Consider the following 25,566-nt stretch of genomic DNA (forward strand, 5'->3'; position numbering starts at 1 on the left):
TTGGTTATAAATTAACAGCTTGCAGAGTACTTTCTAATTAATCTGGCCGCTCTCGATTGGCTAATTTTAAGAAATTCAGCCACCTTTCTATAATTTTTAAAGCGGTTGTATGCCTCAATGATAATTTTCTTTTCAAATTCTTCGAGTGATTGGTCAAAAGATGTAAAGGGGGAGTCAGTGGCGTGGTGATCGGCTTGTTCTTGCAGAGTATCAGGGATATGGTCGATATCGATACAAGTCTCAGAGACAACTATGAGCTTTTCAATTAAGTTTTCAAGCTCTCTTACATTCCCAGGCCAAGTATATTCATTAAAAAAACGGTAGACGTCTTTGGAGATGGTGCGCTCTGTATTGAATTTTTTATTGAATTTCTCCAAAAAATGATTGGTTAAAGGAACGATATCATCCATCCGTTCTCTCAACGCCGGCACTTTTACGTCCACCACATTTAATCTATAGTAAAGATCCTCTCTAAATTTCTTTCTTCTTACCATTTCTCTTAAGTTTTGGTTGGTAGCTGCAATAATACGAATATCGACTTTTCTTGAGGCTGTTTCACCAATAGGGGTGAATTCGCGGTCTTGAAGAACCTGAAGCAGCTTCGCCTGGATATTAAGCGGCAGCTCTCCGATTTCGTCAAGAAAGAGTGTACCGTGATTTGCCGCTTCGATTAAGCCGATTTTTCCTGCTTTGTTGGCTCCTGTGAAAGCGCCGTCCGCATAGCCAAAGAGTTCCGATTCTAACAAATGCTCAGGGAGAGCAGCGCAATTAATAATGATGCACGCTTCCTTTGCACGGGAGCTTTTTTCATGAATATATTTTGCTAACAAGCTCTTTCCTGTTCCTGACTCCCCATAAATAATAACTGTCGTATCAAAGAGTGCTATTCTTTCCAGTGTTTTCATCAATTTGTCCATATGCTTATTTTGCGAAACAAAAGTGAGCATGCTCTTAATCACTCCCTCTTGGAATAACGGTAGAAATACATAAACAATGAAAGAAAAAAGATAAAATCATTTCTCTCGTTTGTCTATTAAATTGGAAAGGGTTTCATAAACGCGCTGACGTAAACCCGAATCAATAGGAGCTAAACCAAATAGTTCTGAAAACCACAAACCGTCGGTCGTTAAGCGGATGATGGTAGCAATGACCGGGTCTATTTCGTCATTTTCCAATTGGCTTTGCCATAGTTCATAATAATCTTTAGCCGGCCTGAGCAGTTCAGGATTGTTTACAAGTGCAGCAAGCAACGCGACCACAAACTCATTCTCTTCCTGATCGTGCATAAGAAAGGTCGTTTTAATATAAGAGCGTGTTCGTCCACCCGGTTTTTGGTCCGCTTCATATTCTTGGTTAAGCTGGTGGTCAAATTGATTAAATAGCCGATTCACCATCGCCTCAATTAATAATTCTTTCGTTGGGAAGTGGTAAAATAATCCACTTTTGCTAATTCCTGCTTTTTCGGCTACTGTCTCCATAGTCATTTTTGCGATTCCTTGTTTTTGAACTAAGGCATAGACTGCTTCAATAATTCGCTCTTTTGTATCTTTTTTTTCAGTGATCATATCCAACGCCTCGTTTTCTAAAAATTTTGTCTTTTAATTGTACCGTCCGGACGGTACAGTTGTCAACGTCATGATAATGAAGAAGGTATATCAGAGAGAGAGCAGCATCCCAACAGATTTTTGTCCTGTCTGGCTCTTACATGAATTCATATGTTAAACTGGTGAAGAAAGTTTAACGGAAAAAGGTGCGTAACCGACTATGAAGGATTTTAAATTTGTCGTAACCGACTTTGAAACGACCGGCCATGCGTCGAAAGGAAATGACCGTATTATACAGGCTTCCTTTGTCGTAATTGAAAATAAGCAAATTACTGGACAGTACACCTCTTTTTTTAATCCAGAAATGCCGATTCCTGTGTTTATTGAAGAACTGACAGGTATTTCTGACGATCTCGTGAAAGATGCCCCGTTTTTCTATGAAGCCGCCAAGGACATTCTTCCCTTGTTAGAGGGAGCAGTCTTTGTTGCTCATAACGTCGCTTTTGACCTTCAATTCCTACAGTCGGAGCTTGAACGAGCGGGATACAGTGCTTTTTCAGGTCCTGCTATCGATACGGTGGAATTGGCTAGAATTGTTTGGCCAACATCAGATAGCTACAAGTTGGGGGAATTAACCAGCAATCTAGGGCTTCATCATGATCGTCCTCATCAAGCTGACAGTGACGCTTATGTAACAGCAGAAATGCTGCTGATGATGATTGAAAAGCTTGAGAGCCTGCCAATGGTAACCCTTGAGAAGCTGGAAAAGCTCTCTATACGCTTGAAAAGCGATATTTATTTATTAATTAAAGCGATTATTCAAGATAAGCAATCTAATATTGAGCAGCTGCCTGAACAGACCGAAGTATATCGGGGGCTTGCTCTTCGTAAAAAGAGAATTGAACAGAGAATCATCGAAAAAACGCCCCCTGCTTACCCGGAAACAGTAGAGGAAAAAGCCGCATTAATTGCGGGTGTTCCTCATTTTGAGCTTCGTGAAAGCCAAATGGACATGATGGATCTTGTCCATCGCTCCTTGCAAACTTCACAGCATTTAGCAGTAGAGGCGGGAACCGGCACAGGAAAATCTCTTGGTTACCTTTTGCCGGCTGTTTATCAGAGCAAACAGGAGAAAGAACCAGTTATTGTTAGTACATATACAGTGATTTTGCAGCAGCAACTGCTGCAAAAGGAAATTTATCAGCTGCAACAGCTGGTGCCTTTTCCAATAAGGGCCACTGTATTGAAAGGCAGAAACCATTACATTGATTTATATAAATTTTCCCAAAGCCTCAAGGGAATGAGCGATAATTATGACTTTACACTTGCTAAAATGCAAATTTTAACGTGGCTGCTTGAAACAGAAACGGGCGATGTAGATGAAATCAATCTTTCCTCGGGCGGGGAATTATTTTGGAATGAAATTCGGCAGGATAGCGATTACATGAATAAAGGGCGCAAAGCCTGGCTTGATAAAGACTTTTATTTGCACGCTAAAAAACAGGCGAGAGAAGCAGATATTATTATTACGAACCATTCTTTACTTGTTGCGGATTTAATGGCAAAAAACGCATTCTTTCCTGCATGCCGTAATGTAATTATTGATGAAGCGCATCATTTTGAACGGGCAGCAAGAGATCGTCTCGGCTTAGCGATTGACCAACTCACGTGTAAACAGTTGTTTTCAAAAATTGGTACCTATGAACAGAAAGAGTTATTTTATCAAATTGAAAAGCTATTTTCCAAGTATGGCAAGCTAGAGAAAGAAGACGAACGGTTGTCTGTCAATCGCAGGCTGCAAGAGCTTCAATTTGAAAGTGACGAATGGTTCAAAGTATTGCAAATGTATTTTGAGCAGCATACGAAAAAGCGGTCAGGAAACTGGCACCGGCGTCAGTTGAGAATAACTGATGAAACGAGAAACCTCCGTTATTGGGATCATATCGAGTATGGTGCAGAAAGAATAGATTCGTTATTGGGAAATCTTATCACCTGGATGAAGCGCCGGCTTGGAGAGCTGGATGAATTCAGAGAACAAATGTCGGCTTCGGAACAAGTGAAGACGGATAGCTTTAAAGAGGTGATTGCAGAATGGGAGGAACTTCAGCTTACGCTCTTACGGTTGATTTTCCGTCCGGAAGAGAATGAAGTTATTTGGATGGAAGGAGATAGCCGCTCCTTCGCTAACACGTTTGTCATTAAATCTCATCCAATGGAAGCGGCCAAAATGATTCAAGACACCTTGCTTCAGCAAAAACATGTAGTGTTTACTTCGGCAACACTGGCAGTCAACGGCTCTTTTCGTTTTTTCGCGGAAGAGACAGGTCTTTCTGCATTTGATCATAAAGAGGTCATTTTGCCATCTCCGTTTGATTTTAAGCAAAATTGCCGGATGATCATTCCAAATGATGTTCCGGAAGTAAAAAATGTCCATCAGGAAGAATACATCGAATCTTTAGCCAATCATTTAACAGCCGTTGCTGAAGCGGCCAAAGGAAGAATGCTCGTTTTGTTTACGTCGTTTGACATGATGAAAAGAACGTATGACCTAATGAAAGATAGCGGCCTTCTTGATGATTTTATTTTGTTGGCCCAGGGAATTACAAGTGGAAGTCGCACCCGTTTGACAAGAAATTTCCAAAGGTTTGACAAAGCGATTTTATTTGGTACAAACAGCTTTTGGGAGGGAATTGACATTCCAGGAGAAGATTTATCTTGTCTTATTATTGTCCGACTACCATTTTCCCCGCCTGATGAGCCGTTTACCCAAGCAAAAAATGAACAACTGGCGCAATTGAGGAAAAATGCTTTTTCTGCTTACTCTCTTCCCCAAGCGGTTCTGCGCTTTCGGCAAGGGTTCGGCCGGCTCATTCGCAGCAGCACAGATCGGGGAGTCATCATTGTATTTGACCGGCGCATTCAGACAAATGCGTATGGGAAAACATTTCTACAATCGATTCCAGCTATTCCGGTAGAAGAAGCATCGCTTGGCGAGACGATTTCAATCATTGAGAAATGGCTGTGATTTCCGGAAGGTAGCCGTGTTTATTTTGCAAGCGAATGACGCACCATAACGGTAGTGAAAGGAGCGGCCGTTATGAGAATCGTCTTATTTATCTTTGTATGTTTGTTAGTTATTTCTCCTACGTATGGGGAGGCTTCTATTATCCATGTGCGTCTAGAAAAAGAAGAGTTTGCGCTCTCGTTTTTGCCATTATCGGATGGGGAAGCCGCCTTTTTGCATACCGCAGATGGGCGTCATTTTTTAATTAATACAGGATACAAAGGAACCGAATCTGAAATCTTTCAATATATGAACAACTTTCAGATTCGGAAGCTGGCCGGATTGATTGTAACGGAGAAGAAATATTGGAGACGATCATTTATTGAAGAGTTGATGAAAAAAAGAAAGTTAAAGAAGGTATTTACCGGCTGGCCTTTGCCGGCTAACTGGCGCAGCCGCCGTATTATGCATGAACAGTGGCAGGAGGGCGACCAGCGAGAGATTAGTCAGGGGATAAGATTGTCTGTGCTCCACAGTGGTACAGACAAAAATGAGGGACTCGATTTTTCCATTAAGCACTATGATTCCCGGTTCTTGTGGATGTCCTCTTCGTCACAATTGGCTGAAGAGAGGCTGCTGGCGCATTCCCTTAAAGATAGCAATATTATAAAAGTTCCGCGATTTGGCCAAACAAACAGCCTTTCTCATGACTTGCTATCTCATATTGACCCGCAAACAGCGGTCTTATTTAAGCGAAAAGAAGGCTATCCAGATGAAAGATTAATGGAAAAACTTTATCAAATGTGGATTGATGTTTATTACACAGAACAGCACGGATTGCTTATAATTAAATTTACAAAAGAAGGATATGAACTCTTTTCCCTCCCTGATTTAAAATGAGCGAGATTCACACTTTTCGCAAAATTTATTAATGACCTGCTCTGATTTCCTGCTATAATATAAAAGAATGGAGGCATTCGCATGGAGAGTAAAATTGAAGTTTTATCCTCTGTTACCGTCAAGAATCAGCCTGATTTATATAAGATTGTTGATACGTTAAATCGTACATTAAAGCGGAAGGACTTAATGTTCGGCTTGGCGCTTGATAAAACAGATAAAGATAAGGCTGTTTTTACTATTTATCGTACATAACTAAATAAAATAGAAGAATAGTGGAGGTATTTTTGTGAACGTACAATTGGCTCAGCGGGTTAAAGCGTTAACTCCTTCTACAACACTAGCTATTACAGCAAAAGCAAAGGAAATGAAAGCACAGGGGATTGATGTCATCGGTCTTGGAGCTGGAGAGCCTGATTTTAACACACCAGACCATATTATCGAGGCTGCCTATGAATCATTGAAAAAAGGCCAGACAAAATATACACCATCTGGTGGTTTGCCTGAATTAAAAGATGCCATTATCGGCAAGTTTGAAAAAGATCAAGGCATCTCTTATAAGCGCAGTGAAATTATTGTAACGACAGGGGCAAAACATGCCTTATACACGTTGTTCCAAGTGATCCTGGATGAAGGAGATGAAGTCATTATCCCGACTCCATACTGGGTAAGCTATCCGGAGCAAGTAAAACTTGCTGACGGTACGCCAGTTTACATTGAAGGCAAGGAAGAAAACAATTTTAAAATTACCCCGGAACAGCTCGACGCAGCTATTACGTCAAAAACAAAAGCAGTAATCATTAACTCGCCTAGCAATCCGACAGGTATGCTTTATTCCAAAGAAGAATTAGAAGCGCTTGGAGAAGTAGCGCTAAAGCATAACATCTGGATTGTATCAGATGAAATTTATGAAAAACTTGTGTACGGCGAAAACAAGCACGTGTCTATCGCAGAGATTTCTCCGGCATTGAAAGAGCAGACCATCATTATTAATGGTGTATCAAAATCTCATTCAATGACAGGATGGCGTATTGGATATGCGGCAGGCAATGAGCAAGTGATCAAAGCCATGACGGATCTTGCAAGCCATTCAACCTCAAATCCGACAGCTGTATCACAATATGGTTCGATTGCTGCCTATGAAGGAACACAAGAGCCGGTAGAAGAAATGAAAAAAGCGTTCGAAGAGCGTCTAAATATTATTCACCGCAAACTGAATGAAATTCCGGGTGTTAGCTGTCTAAAGCCACAAGGGGCTTTCTACCTGTTCCCTAACGTGAAGGAAGCAGCTGCCCTGACAGGTTTTAACGATGTTGATGGCTTTGTGAAAGCTCTCTTAGAAGAAGCGAAAGTAGCGGTTATCCCGGGAAGTGGATTTGGCTCGCCGGACAATATCCGTCTCTCTTATGCTACTTCTCTTGAATCACTTGAGAAAGCTGTTGCTCGCATTGCTGAGTATGTGAATAGCCATACAACAGCGAAGAAATAATATATGTATAGTTTGAAGAACAGGCTGTCTCAAGCAGAGACAGCCTGTTCTGTTTAAGTCAGGGGAAGGGATGAAACATGTCGGTCGTTCTGTACCGCGGAGCATCATGGGTTAATGAGAATACGGCTCAACAATATTTACCGTTTGCCCTAGCTTTTCTAGTTTGCTCTAACAAGCATTTCTTGCACATACGAAAGAAAGACAGGTATAATATGAAACGAATGGGTTAGAATTGCCAATATGTTGGAGGGACATTTCATATGAAAATAACTATAGCAGAAGTAAGCCAATTCGTTGGACAAGAAGTAACGATTGGCGCTTGGCTGGCAAATAAACGTTCCAGCGGAAAAATTGCTTTTTTGCAGCTTCGTGATGGAACTGGTTTCATTCAAGGGGTTGCCGTTAAAAGCGAAGTAGGAGAAGAGCTGTTTAAAGCAGCAAAAGCTCTGCCACAGGAATCGTCCTTATATGTAACGGGAGTGGTTCAGGAGGATAATCGGTCGCCTTTTGGTTTTGAGTTGTCAGTAAACGGAATTGAGATCATTTCTGAAGCGGTAGATTATCCGATCACACCGAAAGAGCATGGCACTGAATTTCTAATGGATCATCGCCATTTATGGCTCCGATCCCGTCGACAGCATGCGGTTATGAAAATTCGCAATGAAATTATCCGGGCAACATATGAGTTTTTTAACGAGCGGGGATTTGTAAAAGTAGACCCGCCGATTTTAACAGGCAGCGCTCCAGAAGGAACGTCTGAATTATTTCATACCCAATACTTTGACGAAGATGCGTATCTTTCCCAAAGCGGGCAGTTGTATATGGAAGCAGCAGCAATGGCGCTCGGAAAAGTGTTTTCTTTCGGACCGACATTCCGCGCTGAAAAGTCAAAAACTCGCCGTCACCTGATTGAATTTTGGATGATCGAGCCAGAAATGGCTTTCTATACCTTTGAGGATAATTTAAGAGTGCAAGAAGAGTACGTGGCACATGTTGTCCAGTCGGTTCTAGAAAACTGCCGCCTGGAGCTTGAACGGCTTGGTCGTGATATTTCAAAGCTTGAACAGGTCAAAGCGCCTTTTCCGCGTATTACATACGATAAAGCCATTGAATTTTTACATGAAAAAGGGTTTACTGACATTGAATGGGGGGACGACTTCGGGGCCCCGCACGAAACAGCCATTGCGGAAAGTTATGAAAAACCTGTATTTATTACTCACTATCCGACTTCTATTAAGCCATTTTATATGCAGCCGGATGCAGATCGGGAAGAAGTAGTCTTATGTGCCGATTTAATTGCTCCCGAAGGATATGGAGAAATTATCGGCGGTTCGGAAAGGATTCATGATTTGGACTTATTAAGTGAGCGGCTGAAGGAACACAAACTTGATTCAGAAGCATATAAGTGGTATCTTGAACTGCGAAAATATGGTTCTGTCCCTCATTCCGGCTTTGGTCTAGGGCTTGAACGGACAGTTGCTTGGATTAGTGGAGTGGAACATGTCCGTGAAACCATTCCTTTCCCTCGTTTGTTGAACCGTCTCTATCCATAATTACTATTAAGGTCATCCCGCTAGCCAAGAACAAACTCGTTGAGCCATCATTTTATAAAAACATGGCTCAAAGGTTCGGAGAGCAAGTGGGATGGCCTTTTTCTACTGTTTAATCATGATCAAAAAGGCAAATCACAATTTCTCATTTGTCAATCCTAAATTTTATAACTTCCCCGTGATATACTTAATTGTGAGGTGTCTGCAATGGAGCAAAAAGAGTTGTTAATGAATTGGATGGATGAAGGAATGGTTAGCGTTCCTCAAGTGTTACTCGCGTATTATAATAAATTGAAGCTTACGGAAATTGAGCTTGTTCTATTGCTGCAAATTTTTTCCTACAAACAAAAAGGTCGGCATTTTCCGACATTCGAGGAGCTTGCTGCTCATATGACTATTTCTTCTGGAGAATGTTCTCTTTTAGTAAAAAAGCTTGTCCAGCAGCAAATGCTTGCCATTGAACAAGGAGATACATTGGGTTTTGAAAGCTATTCTTTAAAGCCGCTTTGGAAAAAACTTGCTGATTTTATGCTGCAGCAATCAAGACAATCTGCCCTGCATCAAGCCATGAGCGAAGAGCAGGATCTGTATACTTGTTTTGAAAAGGAATTTGGCCGTCCGCTTTCTCCACTTGAATGTGAAACATTGGCAATTTGGATCGACCAAGACCATCATGATGCAGTTATTATTAAGGCTGCCTTGAGAGAAGCTGTTATTTCCGGAAAGATGAATTTTCGATATATTGACCGGATTTTATTTGAATGGAAGAAACAGGGGATTGAAACGCTCGAACAGGCGAGAGAATATGGACAACGCTTCCGGAAAAACCAATCTCCCTCTGATCAAGTACAGCGTTCCAAAAAAGCTGTACCGTTCTATAATTGGCTTGAGCAGTAAAAGGAGAGAACAGTCATGTTGAACAAAACACAAATATGCTATTGCCTTGATACGATTGCCGAGATGTTTCCTGAAGCGCATTGTGAGCTTCGCCATGATAATCCATTTGAATTGGTGATTGCTGTCCTGTTATCCGCACAGTGTACAGATGCCTTGGTTAATAAGGTAACGAAGGATTTATTTAAAAAGTATAAAACACCAGAGGATTATTTGGCTGTTCCACTTGAAGAGCTACAAGAAGATATTCGGTCGATCGGATTGTTTCGCAATAAAGCGAAAAATATTCAGAAGCTGTGTCGCATGCTGATTGAAGAGATGGGCGGAGAGGTGCCGAGAACACAGGAAGAGTTAGTGAAGCTTCCGGGTGTTGGCCGAAAAACAGCCAATGTGGTTGCCTCTGTTGCTTTTGGTGTGCCTGCTATTGCCGTGGATACCCATGTAGAGAGAGTGAGTAAACGGCTCGGTTTCTGTCGATGGAAAGACTCTGTTACAGAAGTTGAAGAAACTCTTATGAGAAAAATTCCTAAAGACGAATGGTCTGTCACTCATCACAGACTCATTTTTTTCGGGCGCTATCATTGTAAAGCGCAGTCTCCTCAATGTGAAATTTGTCCATTGCTTGATTTATGTCGAGAGGGACAAAAAAGGATGAAGAGAAGGTTAGGATGAAAAAAGACCGTATAAAGCTTGTTGAACAGTTAAAGCACCCACTGTTCTTTCCCAATGAAGGGGTGGGAGAATTGCCAGTTGGAGCTTCTCTGTCTTCAGCCCCTTTTTTTATCTATGAGCTTTCGGGAACGGAACAGCCATGGCTTAGTGAAGAGAAAGGACTGCCTCTCATTAAAGAAGAATGGCCTCGTTTAAAGGAGCAGCTTGAACGTAAATTCCAGCAGCGGGATCGAGAGGTACATAACGAAGCAAAGGCGATGATAGCCTTATTTTTGATGAATTTGTTTTGGAGCAATGGCCAGCCAGTACAATTGCATGATTGGAAGCAGAGAATAAGGGAGTTGAGCATCAAACCGGTGAACGTAGAGGAGCGGCTTGAATTTATCTTTAAGCGGCCTTATTCTTATCATTCATATATGCAAGTATCTGAGCTGATGATCGAGCAAGAAAAACAAACAGCAAAATATTTAGCAATTAAAAAGAAGAACAAAAAGGATGGCCTGTAGGCCATCCTTTCAGTTTGTCGACAAAAAAGGGGTTCGGAATAGTCTTATTCCGAACCCCTTTTGATTTTTCGGTAGTTTTAAAGCCCTTCGAGAGAAAGATAGACCTCTCCGAGGTCATCATTTAAACCATTTCTGGTTCTCGCCAAGTCCAGCTGGCCATTTTCTTGAGATTCATGGCAGCGAAAGTAAGCATCGCTTGCATCGACAATTTTTTAAGTCCCCTTAACGTTGTCCAACGCATGCCATGCTTTTCTTTTGCATCTGCGAATACACGCTCAATCGTTTCTTTTCGCTCCGCATAAATCGCTTTAACTTCTTCGTGGTGGCGAAGATGGTCGGCCTCTTCCATATATTTCTGCCAAATATGGCGTGTCACCACTTTTTGATGATCTCTGCTTTCCGTGCATTTAGCTAAAAAAGGGCAGGAGGTACAAACCTGTTTGGGTGATCTGTATTCACGATAGCCTTCCTTATTCGTCGTTGAGTAATTCAATACTTCCCCTGCCGGACAAAGGTAACAGTCAAAATGTTCATCGTACACATAGTCATGCTTTCTGAAGAAGCCCTCTTTTGTGCGCGGCCGTGTATAAGGCAAGGCAGGTATCATGCCGTTTTCCATTAAATAACTGGCAATGGCAGGTGTTTTGTAAGCTCCATCTGCACCAACAGCTTTAGGTTTTCCTACCTTTTCTATCACTTTCTCCATTAACGGCTCTAAGATCTGGCTGTCATGTGTGTTGCCTGGTGTGACCATTGTGCCAATTACGAATCCCTTACGGTCTGCGGCCGCGTGAAAGGAATAGGCAAATTGTTTGGTTCGTTCGTCTTTAACGTAGTAGCCACTGTCCGGATCGGTTGTACTTTCCTTGATTTCTTTCGTTTCTTCTTTATCGAACTTATCTGGCGGGAACGGCTTTTTTCCATGATCCTCTCGGTCCTGATTAATCTCTTCTTGGAGGCGTTCCTGATACGCGCGTGTTTCTTTGCGAACCATTTTCTTTTCAAATTTACGCTTATTCGCGCTAGCTTTTACATGAGTGGAATCCACAAAAACGTGCTCCGCACTAATGAGCTTTTTCTCGGCAGCTATTTTTAAGATACGATAGAAGATCTGTTCAAACAGGTCGGTATCTTTAAAGCGACGCTCGTAGTTCTTACCGAAGGTAGAGAAATGCGGCACTTTATCATGGAATCCATAACCGAGAAACCAGCGGTAGGCCATATTCGTTTCCACTTCCTCGATCGTCTTGCGCATGGATCGAATGCCAAAGGCATATTGGATAAATGTTAGTTTAATTAAAATAATTGGATCAATGCTTGGGCGGCCCACTTCCGCATACAATCCTTCCACCAAGTCATAAATAAAAGAGAAATCCATCGCTGCCTCCATTTTACGGACCAGGTGATTCTCTGGTACAAGCTGGTCTAGAGCGATCATTTCTATTTGATTCCGTTGGATTGGATTGTTTTTCGAAAGCATCTTTCTCACCTCAAGTGTTTGATCTATTTATTTTAAAACAGGTATGGTTGTACGGCTACTCTAACTTTGTAACCCCTGTTGATTGAAATGGATGGCGCAAAGACTCCTGCGGGATCAGCGGGACAGGTGAGACCCCGCAGGCGCTTTCGCGGCGAGGAGGCTCACCGCCCGCCCCGCGGAAAGCGAAGCGCCTGGAATGGAAATCAACAGCCCCCATTCACAAGCAAAATAAAAAGGACTGTAGACAAACTCTAGAATTTCATTGAGTTTGTCTACAGTCTGAAAGGATGGCCTGTAGGCCATCCTTTTATTTTTATTATTCATCAGTACCTTGTTTCTGGTTTCCAGAAGGAGGTGGTGTGGCTGGTGTATCTTGCTGTGTATTGCCATTTCCGGAAGGAGGAGTCGGCGTTCCTCCACCTGACCCAGGAGTCTCAGTTGTGGGAGGAGTCGGCGTTCCGCTGTTGCCGCCGCCATTATTGCCGCCGCCATTATTGCCGCCGCCATTATTGCCGCCGCCATTATTGCCGCCGCCATTATTGCCGCCGCCATTATTGCCGCCGCCATTATTGCCGCCGCCATTATTGCCGCCGCCATTATTGCCGCCGCCGTTATTGCCGCCGCCATTATTGCCGCCGCCGTTATTGCCGCCGCCGTTATTGCCACCACCGCTATCACCATTGCCATTGTCTCCGCCATTATTGTTATCATCACTGTCTGGATTATCTGGGTTATTGTCATCAGGCTGTGTCGGGTTATCCTGATCCTCATCTACTGGAGGCTCTTCTCCCGATGGAACAGTAATGGATGTTGAGGCTGTATCAACTGTTTTGCCATCGACTGTAGCTGTTACAGTAAAACTGTATGAATTTCCCGGTTGTGCATTGCCAAAGACGGCAGATGATCCGCCGGTCGATTGTGATTCTCCGGTAGAAGAAGAAACGGTAAAGCTTGGTGATCCTTTTCCTCCGAACGACCAACTTACAGAAATGCTTTGGGAAGAAGCGTTATAAGAGGCCGTTAGATTTTCAATTTTTCCTTCTGTTTCTTCCTCTTTTTCTTTGTCCTTATCCTTTTCTTTATCCTTCTCTTTGAAATCATTAAATACTTTTTTAGGCTCTTCTCCTTTAACAAACAATTCATATACTTTCTCGCTGTCAGGTGTGCCTGCGCCAGCGATTTCAGCTGGGTTTGATCCTTTTTTAATTGGTAACTCCACTACACTGTTTGGTTTTTTAAAGTTTTTGGTTTCTTCGTCCGATGAAACTTCTTCCATTAAATGCTTAAACAGTTCTTTGGAAATCTTTTGGCTGTCCTTTGATAAATATTCCTTTTTACTTTCGTATCCTGTCCAGATGGCTGCTGTGTAGTTTGTTGTGTAGCCGACAAACCAGGAATCAGGTGAACCAGATGAAGGGATATTCCACTCCCTTTTCTCTTTAGCTGTGTAGTTTGTTGTCCCGGTTTTACCAGCTAAAGGAAGTCCAGGAATATTCGCCAAACGACCCGTTCCTTCATCCACAACATCTTTTAGCATATCGGTAATCATATAAGCTGTATAATCGCTCATTGCTTCTTTCGGTTTGACATTGTTTCTTACTTCTGTATCACCATCAGGTAAAACAATTTTCTTCACTGTGTGAGGTTTATTGTAGGTACCTCCATTGCCAAAAGCTGCATAAGCACCGGATAAATCAAGTGGAGAAATGCCGCTCATCGCTCCAATGGAGTTAGATTCATTTTCCGATTGCTGCTTTGGAATTTGAATGCCTACATTGTTTAAAAATTCATTCGCTTTTTCATGGCCGACTTTTTTGTATGTCTGTAAAGCCGGGATGTTACGGGAATACACGAGAGCCGTTCTCATAGATAAAGGTCCCATGTAAGAACCGCCGGCATTTCGAATCGGCGTTCCGTTCGAATAAGTATCTGGACGGTCATCTAGTTGCTGATAGGTAGACCATTTCAAATATTCGATAGCCGGTCCATAGTCAATAAGCGGCTTAATGACTGATCCTGGCTGGCGTTGTTTTAAATCTACTGCATAGTTGAAGCCGCGCTCTACTTTTTGGTTACGGCCGCCGCCAATCGCCCGAACTTCTCCTGTTTGCGTATCAATCAGAGAAATCCCCGCTTGGAATTGCTCACTCGGATAATTAATGATATCCTCTGTGTCAAGCAATTTTTCCATATAGGTTTGCGCTTTCGGGTCAAGGGTTGTATAAATTTTTAATCCATCAGAGTAAGGGTTATATTCGCCCATTTTCTCCACTTCTTCAATGACCAAATCGATATAAGAATTAAACTTCTTTGCATTGCCAGTGTCTGGTTTTTTTTCAGCCAGCTGGCTAGATAAAGAAGCTTGCTTTGCTTTCGCCATTTCTGTGTTCGAAATTTTATGATGCTGCTCCATTAAAGACAGCACAACATTCCGGCGCTTTTCTGCCCGGTCCGGATGATCAAATGGATTGTAGTTATTTGGGCTTTGTGGCATACCTGCAATAAGGGCTGCTTCGGGCAAAGTTAATTCATCTAAATCTTTTCCAAAATAATGATTAGCTGCTTCTTTAATGCCAAAGATGCGGTCTGACATATATACTTTGTTCACATACATTTCAAAGATTTCTTCTTTGGAGTATTCCTTATCAAGCTGATAAGCAAGCCAAGCCTCCTGGGCTTTTCGCTTCAATGTTTTGTCAGGAGACAAGAAGGACATCTTTACGACTTGTTGGGTAATCGTACTCGCTCCCTCTGAACCAAAGCCATTTGTTACGTTTTTTATGGCCGCTCCTCCGATACGGATAATATCCACACCATGATGTTTAAAGAAACGGGCATCTTCTGTGGCAAGAATAGCGTCTCTTACTAATTGAGGGACATCTTCATATTTTACATAATCACGTTTTTCCGAACCAACAGATGTAACAAAATCACCATTCATATCGTAGATCTTTGATGAAATCGGATCGCGCAGCAGTCCTTCGTCCAGCTTTGGAGCATCTTTTACCATCATTGCAAATGTTCCTACACCGCCTGCCAGGCATAAAAGAAATAAGGCAGCAAAAGTAAGGAATATTTTTTTAGCTAAAGATGATTTTTTCTTTTTTTGTTTTTTTGCAGCTGGCGTTGGCGCCGTGTTTTTTGGCGCACGCTTCTTTTGTTTCTTTCTTCTTTCTATACGTGAATTGTATTGATCAGACATTTTTGTTCAATATCCTCGCTTTCGGTGGAAATAAAGATTGTTAAGATCTATGACCCTAAAAATATAGCTGATCGATGACAGACAAATAAGGAATGCGGGGGTGCAAGCCTGTCGGAATCGAAAAGCTTGAGCTCTCCATCTCCGCTTTTGTAATCGATTTTCGGCCGCCGTTTTCCATTCTGTCCCAATACTCGAACAAACGGCTGGCTGGAAGATAAAATACCTCCTGTGTTGTAGTAAAACGAATAATAACAAAACTAATACCTTGTTGCTTTTCCACGTTTTTCATATGAATGATTTGATGTTCATGAAAGTTTTTTAATGGAAAGGCGGTTGTATTTTTTGTTTCTTTTGCCTCAAAGTCGACATATCTCCCCCGATATACGCCGTTGTAATCCGTAGTGGAAGCCTGTTTAAAGTAGGCCTCCTTAATGACTGCGGCACTTCTTCTTGGATAATCAACCTGAACAATTTGCACAGGTGTCGGCTTCTTATGGATAACAGCCAGGCCACGTTCAAGATAGAAGATGTTAGTCTCATTTAAGTCTTCTTCAAGAGTCATTCCTCTATTGCTGTAACTATCCCGCAGAGGAGGCTGCCTGGTTGCAGTTGCTTTCGTATCCGCCACATATTTTTTTCCGTTCGGATATCTTATCGTCATCGCATACACCTCACAAGATAATACATATCATAACAGAAAAAATTATACACGGGGTAATAAAATAGGATCATTTTTTCCCTTTCTCCGTTTAGTTTGCGGAGTTTTATTGTCCGCTACTCTTTAACCCTCTTGTACAGTTATGCAGTTTGCCCGCCTCATATAACCTTTCCACACTTCTTTATTATAACCTTTTCACGTGTGATCTGCATTTCACAGAATATAGTACTTTCAGAGGATAAAAGCTTTGTCGAATAAAATAAGACTTTTGTCCGGTTGCTTCTTTCTTTGCCGAATGACACCTAGTTTTGTCAGGTAGGAAGGAGTTCGTTAAGAGAGGGAAGAAAGAGTTGGGCAAGAGAAAAATGAAAAGAATAGATAAAGGAGTGGGAAGGATGACAAGAGAAGAAGTGCTTCGTACATTAAATGAGATTGAAGAGAAGGTAGAACAAATCGAAAATGTATTAAAAAAGAGAGTGACTATTCTGCATAAAGCCCACTATTCCCGTCTCTGGAAAAAGAAAGAGTTAGTAATGGAACGCATGCAACAGCTTGAAGAGGGAGCTGATTTCTTATTGGCTACTACCTCTAACTACCGCATGGTGCAATCTTTTTGAATCTATAATGCTTTCACAGAGCTCTCTTGAAGACTATCGGAAAAACTTATAAAATTATAGAATAGATAAAGAATGACAGGGTGAAGAGGAGAGTAGAATATGAGCAGACTTCAAGAGTTAACAGAACAGCTGGTAGACACCGTCACCCGCGCCAATGATCGGTACCATCTGGCGAGAGAGCAGCAAGAAAAAGGAGATTTTTATACAGAGGTAAAACCATTTGCTGATAAGGCTCGCTCGCAGGTAGAGGAATGGGAAAAGGAAATTTCCACTTATTTAAAAACGAGGCACTTTAAGCATATCCATTATCCACAAGTGAAAGCGGTCGTTGAGAATATAGAGTTGATTTCAGTACAGGCCTTTTTCCCGGAAACAAGTTATAAACGCTTTCGGAATTATGTGGAATCAACACTTTTTGTTTTGCAACAATTGTTAAAAGAGCTGGAATAGTATTCACTTTTTCCGTTGGTGCAACATAGCATGTTATAACTAATGTTGCGGGAGGGAAAAAAGATGAATCCGTGGGATCAGGTGCATCCATATTCCGGACATTATCCTTATCATTCACCGCCGGCCTATCCTGGCCATACGCCTTCTCCCTCTGGATACTCCCAGTTTCCGGGGGAATTGTGGAGCCATCCACTTTATCAAATGCAGTTGCCAGAAGGACCGTATCAAATGTATCCGCCCGCTTCTTCTATGCCGCAAAATATCCCGCCGACACCACCAGCGAAAAGTAACAGCCAGCTTTTGCTAAAGTCTTTCCAAAATAAAGATGGAACATTTGATATTAATAAAGCGATGGATACAGCGGGGATGATGGTGAATACCGTATCACAGTTGTCAAAAGTTGTAAAAGATATGTCCGGTTGGCTGAAAGCCTAAACACCCCGGCCCTAAAGGAATAATTCCTTCAGGGTCTTTTTTGAGGTGCAGAAATCGTTCGTTTTCAAGAAGGGGCTGTTTTTTCTTCCAAATGGATCGTTTGTTCGCTAAAATGAAGGAGAGGTGAGAGCATGCTATTCAGGAGAAAAACATTGCAAGAAGCCATTGACTGGCTAAGGCAGGAGGAAGCTGTTCGTTCAAATATTATTCATTGGCATACGATACCGGAAAAAGAGGCGACGGTCGTTCCGCTGCCGGCTGACATGGCTCCTGAGCTTGCCGCTGCATTAAAAAAGAGAGGGATTGAGCAATTATATACCCATCAATTGGCGGCTTATGAAGCTGCAAGGAGTGGCGAAAGCTTTGTGGCAGTAACACCGACAGCCTCTGGGAAAACACTCTGCTATAATTTGCCGGTGCTTCAATCTGTAATCGAAAATGACGAAGCCCGGGCGCTTTATCTATTTCCTACCAAAGCGCTTGCCCAGGATCAAAAAAGCGAAATTAATGAATTAATTCAAGAAGTCGGCTTGCCAATCAACAGTTACACATATGATGGAGATACGCCGGCAAACATCCGGCAAAAAGTACGAAAAGCTGGACAAGTTATTCTTACTAACCCTGACATGCTTCATTCTGCTATTTTGCCGCATCATACAAAATGGGTGTCGCTGTTTGAGAACTTAAAATACATTATTATTGATGAACTTCATATATATAGAGGGGTGTTCGGCAGCCATGTAGCGAATGTTCTGCGCCGTTTGCAGCGCATTTGTCGTTATTATGGAAGCGACCCGGTTTTTATTTGTACATCGGCCACGATTGCAAACCCGCTTGAACTTGCCGAAACGCTAACTGGAAAAAAGATTAGATTAATAGATAAAAATGGAGCACCAGCTGGCAAAAAACATTTTGTGTTTTACAATCCGCCGATCATTAATAAGCCGCTTAACATTCGCCGTAGTGCTGTTTTAGAAGTTCGTCGGCTTGCCGGCGAAATGTTAAAAAATAAAATTCAAACGATTGTCTTTGCCAGAAGCCGGGTACGGGTAGAGATTCTATTAACGTATTTGCAGGAGCTCGTTAGAAATGAACTCGGAGCCAAGTCAATTAGAGGCTATCGAGGAGGGTATTTGCCGACACAGCGGCGTGAAATTGAGAAGGGATTAAGAAATGGAGAAATTTATGGAGTAGTAAGTACGAATGCACTGGAGCTGGGAGTAGACATCGGCCAATTACAGGTTTGTGTCATGACTGGTTATCCAGGGACTATCGCCAGCGCCTGGCAGCAGGCGGGAAGAGCAGGACGCCGCCACGGAGAATCGCTTGTTCTCATGGTTGCCAGCTCCGATCCGCTTGATCAGTTTATCGTTGATCATCCTGATTATTTCTTTAAGCGGACGCCGGAAACGGCTCGCATTAACCCTGATAATCTAGTAATCTTAGTCGATCATTTAAAGTGTGCAGCTTATGAACTGCCATTTAAGCAAGGAGAGCTGTTTGGAGAGACGGATGTGGAGGAAGTGCTTGAGTTTTTAGCAGAAGAAAGAGTGCTTCATGAAAATCAAGGCCAATGGTTCTGGATGAACGATTCTTTCCCAGCCCATAACATTAGCTTGCGCTCTGCTTCGCAAGAAAACGTCATTATTATTGATATTTCTATAACAGGCAGCCATAAGGTCATTGGAGAAATGGATACGTTCAGTGCCATGACGCTTCTGCATGATGAAGCCATTTATCTGCATCAAGGGATTCAATATCAAGTGGAAGAGCTTGATTGGGAAGAAAAGAAAGCGTATGTTCGCGAGGTAGAGGTGGATTACTTTACGGATGCCAATTTAGCGGTTCAGCTTCAAGTACTAGAAGAAGATAAAAAACAAGAAAAAGAACACATCACATTTTCCTATGGGGATGTAGCTGTTCACGCGATGGCTACCATCTTCAAGAAAATTAAATTTGATACTCATGAAAATATCGGATCAGGACCGATTCATTTGCCAGAGGTGGAACTGCATACGAATGCAGTGTGGATGTCACTGAATACAGAGCTAAAAGAGTTTTCTGAAGAGCGTTTAGAGAATGGTCTGATTGGAGCCGCTCATTCGCTAAAGGCGATTATTCCGCTGTTTGCGATGTGCGATCCGCAGGACATTCATATCGTACCGCAAGTAAAAGCGAGTCACAATGAAAAGCCGACTATCTTTGTTTATGATCATTATCCAGGTGGGGTTGGGCTCAGTGAACAAGTTTTTAATCAATTAGATGAAATTGTAAAGCAGGCAGCAGAGCTTATTGGTCATTGTCCTTGTCCGAGTGGTTGCCCTTCTTGTATCGGCACAGATACCGCTCTTCGTTCTGCCAAAGAGGATGCCTACCGCCTGCTGAAGATGTTTCTCACAATGGGAGAGAAGTAAAATGGGATTATCGGGAAAGCTTCAGCGGATGAAGCGTCATATTGTTAGAGAAGAGATGGAAAAGCCTATAGAAAAGAAGGATGTTCAAAAAATGGATTTGCCTTACAAGGAGGAGTGGGAAAAAGCCGGTGTAAAGCCTTATGTTCTTGGTGATCAGTGGTGTCTCATTCGCGAAGCGCGCTATCCGCTCTCTTTCCAACATGGCAAACATTCATTTTCCGATGCAAAAAAAGTGATCGCTAAATGGAATGAATGGGAAGGGACGCATCCCTTGTCTGCCAAAGACCTATCCGCTTCTGATTTGTTTTTTTTCGACACGGAAACGACTGGTCTAGGGGGCGGAACCGGGAATACGATTTTTTTGCTCGGCTATGCGAGAATACAGGAAGAGGAAGTGATTGTGCGTCAGCATTTTTTGCCTGCCCCGGGAAATGAGGTGGCGTTATATTCAAGCTTTTTGGAAAGAGTGGATTATACTACCCTGGTCACGTATAACGGCAAGTCATTTGACTGGCCACAAGTAAAAACCCGTCATACACTCGTCCGGGAGCATGTGCCAAAACTGCCGAGCTTTGGTCACTTTGACTTATACCATGCTTCTAGAAGGTTGTGGAAGCACTCGATGGAGTCCGTTAAACTTGTGAACGTTGAAAGAGAGAAGTTGGACATTTGCCGCACAGAAGATGTTCCCGGCTATTTAGCTCCAATGATTTATTTTGATTTTGTAGAAAGGAAACATCCAGAGGGTATATTAAAGGTAATGGAGCATAACGAAAAGGATATTCTAACACTCATCACTCTCTATACCCACATTAGTCTGCAAATCTTACAGGCAGAGGAGAGCCAGACAAGTCGGGAAAAACTAGAAGTCGCCAAGTGGCTGTCAGCGGTCGGTGAGAAAGAATTGTCAGCAGGAACATACCAGCAATTGGTTGATGAGCAGCATGAAGAAGTGCAAATCTCCGCCAGCCATGCACTAGCTTTTCATTTTAAAAAAGAGAAGAAATGGCTACAGGCGGTAGACCTTTGGGAAAGAGTGTGCAGCAAAGGGACGCTATCTGAAAGAATCGAAGCGCATATTGAGCTAAGTAAATACTATGAACACAAAGAAAGAAACCCTTCTCAATCATTGCATCATGCGGAAGCAGCTGACGCTCTTCATGACGGTGTGAGAGCACGATTGACGGAAGATTTAGCCAAAAGAAAAAAACGGCTTCAGCAAAAAATCAATAGGTAGGTATTTTTTCTTCATTTTTATTTTACAAAAGCGACAATCTTTTATCTTTTTCGTCAAAATTATTTCGTGTTGTTTATTGTTTCTTACAACAAAAGACTGTAAAATGTAGAATGGTACGAAAAGCTAAGAGAAAATATTTATGGGGTGGAATGAACGTGTATCGCGCTTTATTTGTGTTATTTTTTGTTGTTGTCGGCTTAACTGCTTTCTTTATGACGAACATGAAAGACAGCTTTTCTAACTTTATGTAAATGTATTGTAACCGACCTGCGGTATTGCCGGCGGTCATTCATCCGCCGATCCATTGTAAAAGTCGCACGTTTGAGCAATTTATTGTGCCGCTTATTCATCCAACACATACGGCCAACATTACTCATCAATGTATTAACATCAACACTATTATCCGCATACTCAATCCTTTGCTCAAGATGTGTGCAATCAACAATTACTTTGTGGGGGACACCCTCGTCGGCCGTTTGGCTTCTAAGTAGATAAAAAAGCAAGGAAGCTCCTTGCTTTTTTGTTATGCTAAAGGAGGTTTTCCAATGTCTGTGTGGACAGTAGCTGGGTATAAGCCTTATGAGCTCGGTATTTTCAAACAGGATGATCCAGCAGTTTTCTTCATAAAAAAAGCAATCGAAAATGAACTGCGTCGGCTACTTGATGAAGGGATGGATTGGCTGTTGATCAGCGGTCAACTCGGTGTTGAATGCTGGGCGGCAGAAGTGCTGTTTGAATTGAAAGAGGAATTTCCTGCTGTTAAGCTTGCTGTACTGACCCCTTTTTTGCAACAAAACGAAAACTGGAATGAGAACAACAAAAGCTATTATGAAATGATCCTAGCAAGAGCGGATTTTGTGGATTCTGTTTCTAAAGAGCCTTATAAAAGCCCGGCCCAATTTCGAAATAAGAACCAGCTGTTTTTGCGAAAAGCTGATGGTTTGTTAGCGGTCTATGATGAAGAACATCCGGGTTCACCGCAATACTTATGGGATATGGCTCGTTCTTTTCAACAGGATCACCCATTGGATGTTCGCCAAGTGACATTTTATGATTTGCAATTCGTTGCAGAAGAGGAACAACTGAAGGAAACAGACTGGGAATAGCAGCTGAATAGATTGACAAATCAGTCCGTTTTTGAAAAAATAAATGAAACATGGTTTGGAATATATTGAGGTGATGACGGGAATGTTATCTAATAAAGTGAAACTGACAGCAAAGGATATTTTGGAAAAAGATTTTAAAACCTCTATGAGAGGATATAATCCAGATGAAGTAGATCAGTTTCTAGATTTAATCATTAAGGATTATGAAGCGTTTCATCAGGCAATTGAAGAACTTCAACAGGAAAATCTCCGCTTGAAAAAGCAAAGTGAAACAACGATGCGCCGCTCACAGCCAGCTCCAACTCCGCAGCCAGCTGCCGGCTCTACAAACTTTGATATTTTGAAGCGATTATCGAATTTGGAACGGCACGTATTTGGGGATAAGTTGTATAACGAATAAGATAATGCTTAATTCAAAAGGACTCTTGCATTAATTGTTATTTTCCTATATAATAGTGCAGGTGACAATAATAGCGTTCGGGTAATCGCTGCAGCCTTTCCGCTGCAGAGGAAAGTCCATGCTCACACGGTGCTGAGATGCCCGTAGTGTTCGTGCCTAGCGAAAAAGTAAGCTAGGGCAGTTCGGCTCAGGTTGGATTGACGGCAGGGAAAATGCCTAAGTCTTCGGATATGGCATGATTACCTTGAAAGTGCCACAGTGACGTAGCTTTATAAGAAATTATAAAGGTGGAACGAGGTAAACCCCGCGAGTGAGCAACCCAAATTTAGGTAGGGGCACTCTCTTTAAGGAAATGAACGATAAGAGGGGCGGATGTTTTAGAACGTCCGCAGATAGATGATTACCGCCGGAGTACAAGATCATCCCTGATCGCTTGCAGTACGATGGTACAGAACATGGCTTACAGAACGTTATTATGGGATATAATTTCACAAGCTCTCCTTTATGGAGAGCTTTTGTTCTATATGGATATTTTCTTGCAATCAATACATAACTCTATAAGTGCAGGTGATTAGATGTCAACCTATACATTAATGGCTACAGCGGCAATGGGTCTGGAATCAGTTGTAGCAAACGAAGTGAAAAATCTTGGCTATGAGTGCCGGACAGAGAATGGAAAAGTAATTTTCCAAGGAGACGAATCAGCTATTGCCCGCTGTAATATGTGGCTGCGAACGGCAGACCGCTTGAAAATTATTGTTGGTGAATTCAAAGCAACTACGTTTGACCAGCTGTTTGAAGCAACGAAGGCTTTGCCGTGGGAACAATATTTACCAAAAGAAGCAGAGTTTCCGGTACAGGGGAAGTCTGTGAAATCGACTTTATTCAGTGTTTCTGATTGCCAAGCCATTGTCAAAAAAGCAATCGTTGAACGGTTGAGAAGTAAGTATAAAATCCAAACATGGCTGCAGGAGACAGGGCCTTTGTTCAAAATCGAAGTATCCTTGTTAAAAGATAAAGCAACATTAACGATTGATACGAGTGGAGCTGGCCTGCATAAAAGGGGATACCGAATTGCCCAGGGAGGTGCCCCATTAAAGGAAACGCTAGCAGCTGCTCTGATTCAGTTAACGAACTGGCAGCCTGATCGGCCGTTTGTCGATCCGTTTTGCGGCTCAGGAACCATTCCGATAGAGGCGGCTTTAATTGGCCAGAATATCGCTCCGGGCTTTAACCGGGAATTTATTTCTGAAGACTGGCATTGGATGGGCGAAGATGTGTGGGAGAATGCCAGAATTGAGGCCGAGGATGTAGCAAACTACGATCAGCCACTTGATATTAGAGGCTCAGATATTGATCACCGAATGGTGGAAGTGGCTCAAAAAAATGCGTTTGAAGCAGGACTTGCCGATTTGATCCAATTTAAGCAAATGAATGTAAAAGATTTCTCCTCATCAAAAGAGTACGGAGTGATCGTTGGAAATCCCCCTTATGGTGAGCGTCTCGGAGACCGGCCGGAAGTAGAAGCAATGTACCGGGAAATGGGTCAAGCGTTCGCTAGTTATGATACGTGGTCAGTGTATATGTTAACGTCGCATGAAGGATTTGAGGAATTTTATGGTAAGAAGGCGACAAAAAAGCGGAAGCTGTTCAATGGATTTATCCGAACGGATTATTATCAATATTGGGGGAAACGTCCGCCAAGAAAAAATGATTAAATAAGCGAGCAGCATGACGGAAGCATTTCAGGAGAAGGTCTGGAAAAGATGTGAATCTTTGTTAAGATAGAGGAAATATAGATAAGTTAGCTTGTTTTCATTATTTTTTATAATGGGAGGACAATCAAGTGATCGGAAAAGTTGTTTCTGATGCTAATTGGTTTCAGCTATGGGGAGTCGGCTACCTTGTTGTCTTAGGATTGTTGTCTTTTCTGTATGCAAGGTTAGCTTCTTCTAGCAAATATACCTTTAAACGGATGCAGCGATTTTACTTTTATTCAGCCTTGATTTTGTTTTATCTCTTTGTGGGCAGTCCGTTTGCTGCCATTGCGGCAGAGGACTTATTCAGTGCCCATGTTGTCGAAATAATGGTTATGTTATTTGTCGTGCCGCCGCTTTTTGTTTTAGGCCTGCCGAAAGAATGGTTGCGGTCTTTCTTCTGGTCTTATCGGATGAGATTTGCGTTAAAGGTGTTTACTCATCCATGGGTAACGGCCTTATTATTTAATTTGCTGCTGTCTGCTTATCTGGCTCCGGCAATTTTTAATTTTTTACAAAAACATGCGATTCTTTTAGGAATCACTCAGGTGGTTATGCTAGGAGCTGCTTTTTTAATGTGGTGGACCATAATTTCGCCTTTGCCCGAGATTAACCGTCTATCTGAATCTATACGGGTGATGTATGTGTTTGTCGCTTCTTTGCTGTTGCTGCCGATCGGAATTTTTTTGCTGGTTGCTGATAGTCCTTTCTATACTGTATATACGCAAGGCCAACAGCTGTTACCTAATTTAACAGCTCTTCAAGATCAACAGCTAGCCGGAGGGATGTTAAAAGGAATCCAGCTAGCCTCTTATGGCATTGCTCTTTTCCTTCTTATTTCTAAATGGGCAAAGAGAGAGGAAGAGCCGGATGATGACTTTCCGTTCCATCCGGGACAAGCCCTAAATCATCCAATCAAAAAATAAGGATAATTATGGGAGCTAATTTGTTGTTGTTTGCTATTTTGTTTGAAAGTTGCGAATAATAGAGAAGAAAAAATCAAAAATGTTCGTAAATAGCATTGAAATTCTTTTTTATGCTGATATAATTAGAATACAATTAAATGCAACATTCGCTCATATAATCGCAGGAATATGGCCTGCAAGTTTCTACCGGATGACCGTAAATCATTTGACTATGAGTGAGCAGTGGAAGGGCAGTCTTTCTTGCTGTCTTCTCAAACCCCAAAGGGCATTGCTTCACTCAATAATTGAGGAATGACATGATCTTTGGGGTTTTTTCTGTCCAAATGAT

Annotated in this window: 22 protein-coding genes, 1 other RNA gene, 1 pseudogene and 1 riboswitch; of the genes and pseudogenes, 19 read left to right on the top strand and 5 right to left on the bottom strand. The window is 42.1% G+C overall.

Annotated features, from left to right (window positions below; all coding sequences use genetic code 11):
• Positions 1-11: 11 nt before the first annotated feature.
• Together MKZ02_RS10610 and MKZ02_RS10615 are read right to left on the bottom strand one after the other, a co-directional pair.
• Positions 12-947 (bottom strand): sigma-54 interaction domain-containing protein, encoded by a 936-nt coding sequence (locus MKZ02_RS10610; RefSeq protein ID WP_120032536.1) that lies wholly within the window; start codon positions 945-947, stop codon positions 12-14.
• 66 nt (positions 948-1,013) lie between these two features.
• Positions 1,014-1,565: a TetR/AcrR family transcriptional regulator gene (locus MKZ02_RS10615; protein ID WP_120032534.1), complete on the bottom strand. Its 552-nt coding sequence runs from the start codon at positions 1,563-1,565 to the stop codon at positions 1,014-1,016.
• A gap of 199 nt (positions 1,566-1,764) precedes the next feature.
• On the opposite strand from MKZ02_RS10615, the gene dinG reads away from it, so the two are divergent.
• The 8 genes from dinG (at position 1,765) to MKZ02_RS10655 (ending at position 10,556) form a co-directional block, all read left to right on the top strand.
• Positions 1,765-4,569: an ATP-dependent DNA helicase DinG gene (gene dinG, locus MKZ02_RS10620; protein ID WP_340853497.1), complete on the top strand. Its 2,805-nt coding sequence runs from the start codon at positions 1,765-1,767 to the stop codon at positions 4,567-4,569.
• 72 nt (positions 4,570-4,641) lie between these two features.
• Complete coding sequence (locus MKZ02_RS10625; RefSeq protein WP_340853498.1) at positions 4,642-5,448, top strand: hypothetical protein; 807 nt, start codon at positions 4,642-4,644, stop codon at positions 5,446-5,448.
• Between the two features lie 81 nt (positions 5,449-5,529).
• Positions 5,530-5,700, top strand: coding sequence for a YpmA family protein (locus tag MKZ02_RS10630; protein WP_120032528.1), 171 nt, complete (start codon positions 5,530-5,532; stop codon positions 5,698-5,700).
• Positions 5,701-5,734: 34 nt separating this feature from the next.
• Positions 5,735-6,934: a pyridoxal phosphate-dependent aminotransferase gene (locus MKZ02_RS10635; RefSeq protein ID WP_120032525.1), complete on the top strand. Its 1,200-nt coding sequence runs from the start codon at positions 5,735-5,737 to the stop codon at positions 6,932-6,934.
• Positions 6,935-7,194: 260 nt separating this feature from the next.
• Positions 7,195-8,487: an asparagine--tRNA ligase gene (gene asnS / locus MKZ02_RS10640; protein WP_340853500.1), complete on the top strand. Its 1,293-nt coding sequence runs from the start codon at positions 7,195-7,197 to the stop codon at positions 8,485-8,487.
• Between the two features lie 204 nt (positions 8,488-8,691).
• Entirely contained in the window at positions 8,692-9,381 is a 690-nt protein-coding gene (locus tag MKZ02_RS10645) for a DnaD domain-containing protein (protein WP_120032521.1), read from the top strand.
• Positions 9,382-9,396: 15 nt separating this feature from the next.
• Entirely contained in the window at positions 9,397-10,050 is a 654-nt protein-coding gene (gene nth / locus MKZ02_RS10650; protein ID WP_340853501.1) for an endonuclease III, read from the top strand.
• Complete coding sequence (locus MKZ02_RS10655) at positions 10,047-10,556, top strand: YpoC family protein (RefSeq protein WP_340853502.1); 510 nt, start codon at positions 10,047-10,049, stop codon at positions 10,554-10,556. Before nth ends, MKZ02_RS10655 begins: the two co-directional genes overlap by 4 nt.
• Before the next feature lie 121 nt (positions 10,557-10,677).
• Here MKZ02_RS10655 and MKZ02_RS10660 read toward each other — a convergent pair whose 3' ends face one another.
• The 3 genes from MKZ02_RS10660 to recU all read right to left on the bottom strand — a co-directional run bounded on the left by MKZ02_RS10660 (position 10,678) and on the right by recU (position 15,899).
• A complete protein-coding gene (locus MKZ02_RS10660) occupies positions 10,678-12,036 on the bottom strand; it encodes an IS1182 family transposase (RefSeq protein ID WP_063442743.1) in 1,359 nt (452 codons plus the stop codon).
• 316 nt (positions 12,037-12,352) lie between these two features.
• Positions 12,353-15,238: a transglycosylase domain-containing protein gene (locus tag MKZ02_RS10665; protein ID WP_340853503.1), complete on the bottom strand. Its 2,886-nt coding sequence runs from the start codon at positions 15,236-15,238 to the stop codon at positions 12,353-12,355.
• Between the two features lie 55 nt (positions 15,239-15,293).
• Positions 15,294-15,899, bottom strand: coding sequence for a Holliday junction resolvase RecU (gene recU / locus MKZ02_RS10670; protein ID WP_120032513.1), 606 nt, complete (start codon positions 15,897-15,899; stop codon positions 15,294-15,296).
• Between the two features lie 392 nt (positions 15,900-16,291).
• On the opposite strand from recU, the gene MKZ02_RS10675 reads away from it, so the two are divergent.
• The 11 genes and pseudogenes from MKZ02_RS10675 to MKZ02_RS10720 all read left to right on the top strand — a co-directional run bounded on the left by MKZ02_RS10675 (position 16,292) and on the right by MKZ02_RS10720 (position 25,238).
• Positions 16,292-16,513, top strand: coding sequence for a hypothetical protein (locus MKZ02_RS10675; protein WP_340853504.1), 222 nt, complete (start codon positions 16,292-16,294; stop codon positions 16,511-16,513).
• 99 nt (positions 16,514-16,612) lie between these two features.
• Positions 16,613-16,963, top strand: coding sequence for a DUF1798 family protein (locus MKZ02_RS10680; protein WP_340853505.1), 351 nt, complete (start codon positions 16,613-16,615; stop codon positions 16,961-16,963).
• 63 nt (positions 16,964-17,026) lie between these two features.
• Positions 17,027-17,398: a YppG family protein gene (locus MKZ02_RS10685; protein ID WP_340853506.1), complete on the top strand. Its 372-nt coding sequence runs from the start codon at positions 17,027-17,029 to the stop codon at positions 17,396-17,398.
• 131 nt (positions 17,399-17,529) lie between these two features.
• On the top strand, positions 17,530-19,812 hold the full coding sequence (locus tag MKZ02_RS10690) for a DEAD/DEAH box helicase (RefSeq protein WP_120032505.1): 2,283 nt from the start codon (positions 17,530-17,532) through the stop codon (positions 19,810-19,812).
• A gap of 1 nt (position 19,813) precedes the next feature.
• Positions 19,814-21,049: a ribonuclease H-like domain-containing protein gene (locus MKZ02_RS10695; RefSeq protein ID WP_340853507.1), complete on the top strand. Its 1,236-nt coding sequence runs from the start codon at positions 19,814-19,816 to the stop codon at positions 21,047-21,049.
• Positions 21,050-21,300: 251 nt separating this feature from the next.
• A pseudogene (locus tag MKZ02_RS23985) lies at positions 21,301-21,536 on the top strand (CotD family spore coat protein).
• Between the two features lie 58 nt (positions 21,537-21,594).
• Positions 21,595-22,155 (top strand): DUF1273 domain-containing protein, encoded by a 561-nt coding sequence (locus MKZ02_RS10700; protein WP_340853508.1) that lies wholly within the window; start codon positions 21,595-21,597, stop codon positions 22,153-22,155.
• Between the two features lie 82 nt (positions 22,156-22,237).
• Positions 22,238-22,555 (top strand): cell division regulator GpsB, encoded by a 318-nt coding sequence (gene gpsB / locus MKZ02_RS10705; RefSeq protein WP_120032499.1) that lies wholly within the window; start codon positions 22,238-22,240, stop codon positions 22,553-22,555.
• A 73-nt stretch (positions 22,556-22,628) separates the two neighbouring features.
• An RNA gene (rnpB, locus tag MKZ02_RS10710) (RNase P RNA component class B) lies at positions 22,629-23,023 on the top strand.
• Positions 23,024-23,130: 107 nt separating this feature from the next.
• A complete protein-coding gene (locus MKZ02_RS10715) occupies positions 23,131-24,273 on the top strand; it encodes a THUMP domain-containing class I SAM-dependent RNA methyltransferase (protein WP_340853509.1) in 1,143 nt (380 codons plus the stop codon).
• Between the two features lie 128 nt (positions 24,274-24,401).
• Complete coding sequence (locus MKZ02_RS10720; protein ID WP_120032495.1) at positions 24,402-25,238, top strand: cytochrome c oxidase assembly protein; 837 nt, start codon at positions 24,402-24,404, stop codon at positions 25,236-25,238.
• 130 nt (positions 25,239-25,368) lie between these two features.
• Positions 25,369-25,470, top strand: a riboswitch (purine riboswitch).
• Positions 25,471-25,566 lie beyond the last annotated feature (96 nt).

Origin of the sequence: Pseudobacillus sp. FSL P4-0506 (genome assembly GCF_038003025.1) — a bacterium.
Taxonomy (GTDB): Bacteria; Bacillota; Bacilli; order Bacillales; family Domibacillaceae; genus Pseudobacillus.

Excerpts from the sequence above, each read along its gene's own strand:
- MKZ02_RS10610 (WP_120032536.1), bottom strand. The coding sequence starts at position 947 with ATGCTCACTTTTGTTTCGCAAAATAAGCATATGGACAAATTGATGAAA.
- MKZ02_RS10615 (WP_120032534.1), bottom strand. The coding sequence starts at position 1,565 with ATGATCACTGAAAAAAAAGATACAAAAGAGCGAATTATTGAAGCAGTC.
- dinG (WP_340853497.1), top strand. The coding sequence starts at position 1,765 with ATGAAGGATTTTAAATTTGTCGTAACCGACTTTGAAACGACCGGCCAT.
- MKZ02_RS10625 (WP_340853498.1), top strand. The coding sequence starts at position 4,642 with ATGAGAATCGTCTTATTTATCTTTGTATGTTTGTTAGTTATTTCTCCT.
- MKZ02_RS10630 (WP_120032528.1), top strand. The coding sequence starts at position 5,530 with ATGGAGAGTAAAATTGAAGTTTTATCCTCTGTTACCGTCAAGAATCAG.
- asnS (WP_340853500.1), top strand. The coding sequence starts at position 7,195 with ATGAAAATAACTATAGCAGAAGTAAGCCAATTCGTTGGACAAGAAGTA.
- MKZ02_RS10645 (WP_120032521.1), top strand. The coding sequence starts at position 8,692 with ATGGAGCAAAAAGAGTTGTTAATGAATTGGATGGATGAAGGAATGGTT.
- nth (WP_340853501.1), top strand. The coding sequence starts at position 9,397 with ATGTTGAACAAAACACAAATATGCTATTGCCTTGATACGATTGCCGAG.
- MKZ02_RS10655 (WP_340853502.1), top strand. The coding sequence starts at position 10,047 with ATGAAAAAAGACCGTATAAAGCTTGTTGAACAGTTAAAGCACCCACTG.
- MKZ02_RS10660 (WP_063442743.1), bottom strand. The coding sequence starts at position 12,036 with ATGCTTTCGAAAAACAATCCAATCCAACGGAATCAAATAGAAATGATC.
- MKZ02_RS10665 (WP_340853503.1), bottom strand. The coding sequence starts at position 15,238 with ATGTCTGATCAATACAATTCACGTATAGAAAGAAGAAAGAAACAAAAG.
- recU (WP_120032513.1), bottom strand. The coding sequence starts at position 15,899 with ATGACGATAAGATATCCGAACGGAAAAAAATATGTGGCGGATACGAAA.
- MKZ02_RS10675 (WP_340853504.1), top strand. The coding sequence starts at position 16,292 with ATGACAAGAGAAGAAGTGCTTCGTACATTAAATGAGATTGAAGAGAAG.
- MKZ02_RS10680 (WP_340853505.1), top strand. The coding sequence starts at position 16,613 with ATGAGCAGACTTCAAGAGTTAACAGAACAGCTGGTAGACACCGTCACC.
- MKZ02_RS10685 (WP_340853506.1), top strand. The coding sequence starts at position 17,027 with ATGAATCCGTGGGATCAGGTGCATCCATATTCCGGACATTATCCTTAT.
- MKZ02_RS10690 (WP_120032505.1), top strand. The coding sequence starts at position 17,530 with ATGCTATTCAGGAGAAAAACATTGCAAGAAGCCATTGACTGGCTAAGG.
- MKZ02_RS10695 (WP_340853507.1), top strand. The coding sequence starts at position 19,814 with ATGGGATTATCGGGAAAGCTTCAGCGGATGAAGCGTCATATTGTTAGA.
- MKZ02_RS10700 (WP_340853508.1), top strand. The coding sequence starts at position 21,595 with ATGTCTGTGTGGACAGTAGCTGGGTATAAGCCTTATGAGCTCGGTATT.
- gpsB (WP_120032499.1), top strand. The coding sequence starts at position 22,238 with ATGTTATCTAATAAAGTGAAACTGACAGCAAAGGATATTTTGGAAAAA.
- MKZ02_RS10715 (WP_340853509.1), top strand. The coding sequence starts at position 23,131 with ATGTCAACCTATACATTAATGGCTACAGCGGCAATGGGTCTGGAATCA.